Source organism: Methylobacterium sp. E-041 (assembly GCF_022829665.1).
GTDB lineage: Bacteria > Pseudomonadota > Alphaproteobacteria > Rhizobiales > Beijerinckiaceae > Methylobacterium.
This window is the reverse complement of sequence record NZ_JAKSYQ010000238.1, coordinates 1-5,263: the sequence shown is the minus strand read 5'-3', so window position 1 is coordinate 5,263 and position 5,263 is coordinate 1. Positions and strand designations below refer to the sequence as shown.

The following is a 5,263-nucleotide window of genomic DNA, read 5'->3' as shown; positions in this document are numbered from 1 at the left end:
CCAGGTTCGTCGGGTCTTGCGACCCATTAACCTGCCCATCGATGATATTGTCGCTCGGCAGATAGACCGAGGAAAAACGGCTATGGACCGTGTTGTAGCCCGCGGCATCGGGACAAAACTATCGGGTCAGTGTCTCCATATTGTGAAGGATGTGCAGCAGGTCGAGTTGCACAACCGGCTCAGACTAAGCAATCCGGTTTCGCAGCCTGAAGACCCTGCGGGGTCTCACGCCCTACGAGGCCATCTGCAAAGCATGGTCCGCCGAGCCCGGTCGCTTCAGGTCAAACCCGCTCCACCAAATGCCGGGACCAAACATCTAGCCAAGCCAATCCGTTCAGACGACGACAGGCCCTAGGCGATCGATCTACGCCTTCGTGGTGTTGACGTGGCGGCGAAGGACGGCTGCGTAGTCGGGATAGCGCTCTAGGCCAGACAGCTGGCGCTCCATCTGCTCCAAGCCTTGCTTCTCTAAAGCGCGCGTATTGCGAAGTGCATCCGCGTAGATCGTGCCGATACCCATACTGGCCATGTCGTCGATGCTCCGGTTCGTCAGAGGTTCGGCGGCTAACGTGAACTCGGTATCCTCGCTCCGGGAAGGTCCTGCGACGGAAGCGCCCCGCCAAGCCTTGATCGACCTATGTGCAGCCTAATGTGCGTTCAACGCTTCGGGATCGCGGAAGAGTGCGATAACGCGGAGGGCTACCGCGCCCTCGGCTTGCAGATGTCGTTCAACGTCCGACGTTGACTTAACCCTGCCTGCCGGCCGACATGCCATGTCCGGCTTCTGCGCGCCCTATGGCGAGTCGTGAGCCGCTGGAACAAGGGATGAAGGCCGCGAGAAAGACCTAAGCCCAAAACGCCAACGGCCCCGCGTCGCCAAACGCAGGGCCGTCGAAATCGATGAGGTCCGGGGACCACTTGCAATCCCCCAGACATCATAGCTCCCGCCGGGAGTCAATCGGGATCGCTTCCCGAAACGATGGTGTTTTGCCTTTTGCCGGGGACAGCTAGGGCTGCGCCTCCTGCTTTGACGCGGCCCGAGCAGGGCTGTGAGTGATGGACTATACCTACGAGATCCGCCGGCAGGCGGAGGCGGTGCCGCGTGCCGCGTTGCCGGCCGTCACGGCTGCGTTGTGGAGAGCGTTCGGAGAAGGGCACTTGTCGGAGGCCGAAGCCGAGGCTCTGTCCGGTCTGATAGAGGCGCGGCAGTTGCCCGAGCGTCCCACGGACTTGTCTCAGCGGCCCAACGGAGCCTCCAAGAGCCGCACTGGCTCTCGGCCGCGCACAGATGCCTCGATGGCCCGTCGTCGCCGCTGGGCGGCTTCTGGTAGGCTCCCACCAGCTATCGCGGCACGGTTCACGCTCGCGGAACAGGCGGTGCTAGCTGTCGTCGCGGTCGAGGTGGCGAAACGGGGGGACTGCCGATTAGCTGTTGGACACATCGCAGCGGTTGCAGGCGTGTCCGAGACGATGGTGCGGAACGCGATCCGCGAAGGTCGAACGCACGGCCTCCTCACCGTCGAGGAACGCCGGCTGGCCCGCTTCCGCAACGATACCAACGTCGTCTGCATCGTGTCGCGAGACTGGATAGCTTGGCTGCGGCTGGCCCGAACCGTGGAACGCCCTGCCGTGGGGCCAACGGGGGGTGGGTGCAGATCCCCGCAGGGCACGAATACTCCTGCTTCTCACCCTGTGAATTTGGGGGGTTGGAGAGGGCAAAGGGGCTGCCGAGGAGTGGAGATCAAGACCAACGGCAGGGCCTCATCCGGCACCTAACGTCGGATAAGAGCGAACGACCCATGTAGCGAAGGAGTGAGAATGGACGATACATCCAGTAATCCGATAGCACTGCGTGTAAGCTCAGAAAAAGTGACCGAAGCTCAACGCTTGGGCTTAACCCTTGCCGCGCACGTTAGGTATGCTCAAGTGGTAAAACGCCCCATTCCGACCAATAAAATTATAGCCCTAATCCGGGAAGTACGATTGCTTGAATAATACCAGGCACCATGGCCAACGCTGACAATACAGGTGGTAAATGGTCTTCTAATATTATACGGACGCGGTAAGTTCAACTAGAGAATTTTGGCCAACCACAGGTCCGAACTGTGCTCTCTGAGAAACACCTCTTTCTTCCCAAGCTTCGCTTCCAAAAGGCGGCTGCTCATCCACCACCACAATGGTAAGCAGTCCGAATAAGCCATTAACCGAAGGCCTTCGATCTAATTAGGCCTCAGCCATCCGCGGTGGGGACCTCATGGCCACAGCCAAGAAGTACCTTTGGCAGGGCTTGTCTCCCCTGGATGCTCCTACGGACGGCCCCGTCTCTGGCACGTCCGCAAACAAGGTGGTGCAGCTCCTTGAGCCCGTCAGCGACGTCGCCGAGCCGTTACTTTCAGCGCCTCGATCCTTGCTCCGGGATTGGTCCAAGCTGATCGATCTGGTTCGTGATGCAGGCAAACATGCCCGCAAGGTCGAGGCTCAGGCGCAAGAGCAAGAGCTGCGCGTACGGGAACTGCTGGAACATGCGCGGGAAAATATTCGAAACGCTGCCGAGCGGGTTCATGCTGCCGAGGCACGCACCGCCGATGTCCAGAGCCGTGCCGATACCTTGCTCAAGGCCGCCGACGAAAAGGTGAAAGCCGCCGAGGAGCGAACATGGATTGCGGAGGAGTGGCTGACCCGTGTCTATGACACGATCGCAACTGAGTTCAGTGTTGGACCAGCTACGAAGTAGAGTGCCTGATGTCGATCTCCGCTCAACACCTCACCGCCGATGTCCAGGCCGAACCTGATCCCGACCCCAGCGATGCTTGGCGTAGCAGCTCCGCATGGGCTGCCGAGGTGTCGAAACGCGATAAGATCGTACCTCTCTTTGCTGAGGTGAACGCACTTATCTCGCAGCAGGTACCCAGCGAGACGATCCCAATCGATTGGCCAGCAGCGCTTGACCTGATCCAGGATGTTGGGGCACTCGTCCGCCGAGCACGCGAATTTGCTAAGGAGGTCTCGCGTCACTCTTCCAACGATGCGTCAAGCGGACCGAGGAGGCCGAGCGGCGTGCGGAGGATGCTGAGGCGGCAAGGGCTGCCATTGCACGAGCCGAAAAGGCCAACGAACTCGCTCGCCTATCGGAAGAGAGGGCCAAACTCGTGGAAAAGCAGGCCCAGGAGGCAAGAGCAGCTGAAGCGGACGCCAAGCTATGGCTTCGGCGTATCCACGCCTCCCTCAAGGAAGAGCTTAACGATATCAGCTTTGAAACTGTTTGACACTGCTGGAGTTTTACTCGTCTGCAAGAGGTGCGGCGCGAGCTGATATGGCCTGTGTCGGGCTACCGCTGCACAACAATCAGGACGGATGCTGCGAAGTGATTGACGGTCTGCTACACAGCCGGTCTCTCGACGCATGCGCGCCGGCGGCGGTCGCGAACGTCGTTAGGCAGCCCAGCACAGAGAGCACGTGATGACAGGCCGGTGCGGGCCAGTTCCCTGCGCCGTGGCCGTGAAGCCTCGGGCCGGGTGGTCGCGTGAAGGTCGGTGATGCGGGGAACAGGAACCGCCGCGCCGGCTTATGGCCCGCTTGAAGCCTCGAAATTGGCGGCACTGCTTGAAGGGGCAAACAGGACCGCCGCAACAGATCGAGCGACCTGCTAGCCACGGATGCGGCGGCGTCCACGGTGGATCAGATGGGTTGCTGAAGGATGAGCGACGACACGACGGCTCTGGTTTTAGCGCTCGCGACCGAGAACGCGGAACTGCGTGCGGCGCTCGCCGAGGCTTAGGAACTGCTGATCGAGACGGCGGTCGATGCCGGAAAAATGCATGCCGGGCTTGAGGAATTGCAGAAGAAGTTGCGCCACCCCGACCCGCTTCGTCGAGCTGATCAAAGGCGTCCCGCCATACCCATACAGGGGGTCAGAGTTCGACGCCGATCCACGGTCAATGTTTAACGTTGTTTGACAGTGAAGGCCCACCGCTGCGCCGCCGGGGGTAAAGGGGGGAGCAAAGCCAGGCCATCGGCCACCTCATCCTGAGCCTATCGAAGGACGCGCGGCGGGCGCACGACCAAGATCCACGCCCTCACCGACCGTGCTTGCCGCCCGCTCGCCTTCCTGCTGACCGGTGGGCAGGTCGCCGACTGCAAGGCCTGCGCGCTGCTGCTCGAAACGCTTGCCGACTTGCCGCGTCGTGCTGGCCGACAAGGGCTACGACCGCGATGCCATCTGCCGGCAGATCGAGGAGGCCGGAGCCGCGCCCAACATCCCGCCCAAGGTCAACCGACGCTGGAAGCCGTGCTTCTCGCCCGTACTTTATCGGGGACGCAACGCCATCGAGCGGATGTTCGGTTGGTCGAGCGCACGCTGGCGTGGCTCGCCCGCTTCCGCCGTCTGGCCATCCGCTATGAGCGCTGCGCCGACATCTACCTCGCCTTCACCACCCTGGCCTGTGCCCTCGTGACCCTCAACCAATGCAAGCAGTTCTGTTAAACGCTCTAAATCTGACGTCTTCCGCGCTCACTCCGGGCGTCATCCTCAGCGGCCGGAATACCCATCAGGACGCGCAAAGGATTCGTTCGTACCATGTGGATTTTCCCTGATATGGGTCCGCAACCGATGCAGACCGCATAAGTCCACCGAGCCCATAGATTCTCGTTCTGTCGATCAACCGCTTGCTGTCTAATCCGAGCTTTCTCGATCAATGCTCGAATCTCTGAGGCTTTTTCTTTACTAGTGATATTTCGCTGCCTGTCCGTAATTGATTGATCATGAGTTCCTTGCGCCACAATAGGCGTTGTAAACAAGATCGGTATACCAAGAACGAAAAGCCAAAATTTCATAATCCTCTCCTAGTTACCGCTCTTCCATCTCAAATCAGATGGTGAGACGTAGCCAAGAGCGAGAAAGTTTCAGAACTAGCAAAAAAACAGTAATCCTAGCCGAAAAGTTTGGGACAGTTCCAATGTGCCCAGTCTGCGATGCTCGCCGTTCTGTCGCTTTCAGCCTGACGGCGGTTACTCGCCGAGACGCCCGCCCTATCGGGTGTGCGACGTTGATGGGCGAGCCTGTGCCGCAGGCCGGGGCCGGCCCCGAGCCGGTCCCTGGTCCTGCTACCGCGACGCCTAGGTTGTAAGCGCTTGGTGGAGGCTCGGCGTTGTATTTTGGTCGCGTCGTCTTCCTGAAGGCCGGCTGACCGAGGGGATGACCGTGCGCCGATCTGGATGTTTTGCAGTGACGGGATGCTTTTCTAGTCCGACGTCGTGCTGCGGC

Annotated in this window: 4 protein-coding genes and 2 pseudogenes; 4 read left to right on the top strand and 2 right to left on the bottom strand. The window is 60.3% G+C overall.

What is annotated here, in order from left to right; translation table 11 throughout:
- Positions 1 to 200 precede the first annotated feature (200 nt).
- Positions 201 to 320: pseudogene (locus MKK70_RS22315) on the top strand (IS481 family transposase); the annotation flags it as partial.
- Between the two features lie 44 nt (positions 321 to 364).
- Here the strand turns inward: MKK70_RS22315 and MKK70_RS22310 are convergent.
- A complete protein-coding gene (locus tag MKK70_RS22310) occupies positions 365 to 529 on the bottom strand; it encodes a DUF892 family protein (RefSeq protein WP_243949988.1) in 165 nt (54 codons plus the stop codon).
- A gap of 527 nt (positions 530 to 1,056) precedes the next feature.
- Here MKK70_RS22310 and MKK70_RS22305 point away from each other — a divergent pair.
- Both MKK70_RS22305 and MKK70_RS22300 read left to right on the top strand, forming a co-directional pair.
- Complete coding sequence (locus MKK70_RS22305; protein ID WP_243949986.1) at positions 1,057 to 1,776, top strand: helix-turn-helix domain-containing protein; 720 nt, start codon at positions 1,057 to 1,059, stop codon at positions 1,774 to 1,776.
- 478 nt (positions 1,777 to 2,254) lie between these two features.
- Positions 2,255 to 2,734 (top strand): hypothetical protein, encoded by a 480-nt coding sequence (locus tag MKK70_RS22300; protein ID WP_243949984.1) that lies wholly within the window; start codon positions 2,255 to 2,257, stop codon positions 2,732 to 2,734.
- Between the two features lie 990 nt (positions 2,735 to 3,724).
- Here the strand turns inward: MKK70_RS22300 and MKK70_RS30725 are convergent.
- A complete protein-coding gene (locus MKK70_RS30725; protein WP_279603770.1) occupies positions 3,725 to 3,856 on the bottom strand; it encodes a hypothetical protein in 132 nt (43 codons plus the stop codon).
- Between the two features lie 102 nt (positions 3,857 to 3,958).
- Here MKK70_RS30725 and MKK70_RS22295 point away from each other — a divergent pair.
- Positions 3,959 to 4,483: pseudogene (locus MKK70_RS22295) on the top strand (IS5 family transposase); the annotation flags it as partial.
- Positions 4,484 to 5,263 lie beyond the last annotated feature (780 nt).

What these genes read in the sequence shown, in the direction of transcription:
- MKK70_RS22310 (WP_243949988.1), bottom strand. Translation starts at nt 529, where the DNA reads ATGGCCAGTATGGGTATCGGCACGATCTACGCGGATGCACTTCGCAAT.
- MKK70_RS22305 (WP_243949986.1), top strand. Translation starts at nt 1,057, where the DNA reads ATGGACTATACCTACGAGATCCGCCGGCAGGCGGAGGCGGTGCCGCGT.
- MKK70_RS22300 (WP_243949984.1), top strand. Translation starts at nt 2,255, where the DNA reads ATGGCCACAGCCAAGAAGTACCTTTGGCAGGGCTTGTCTCCCCTGGAT.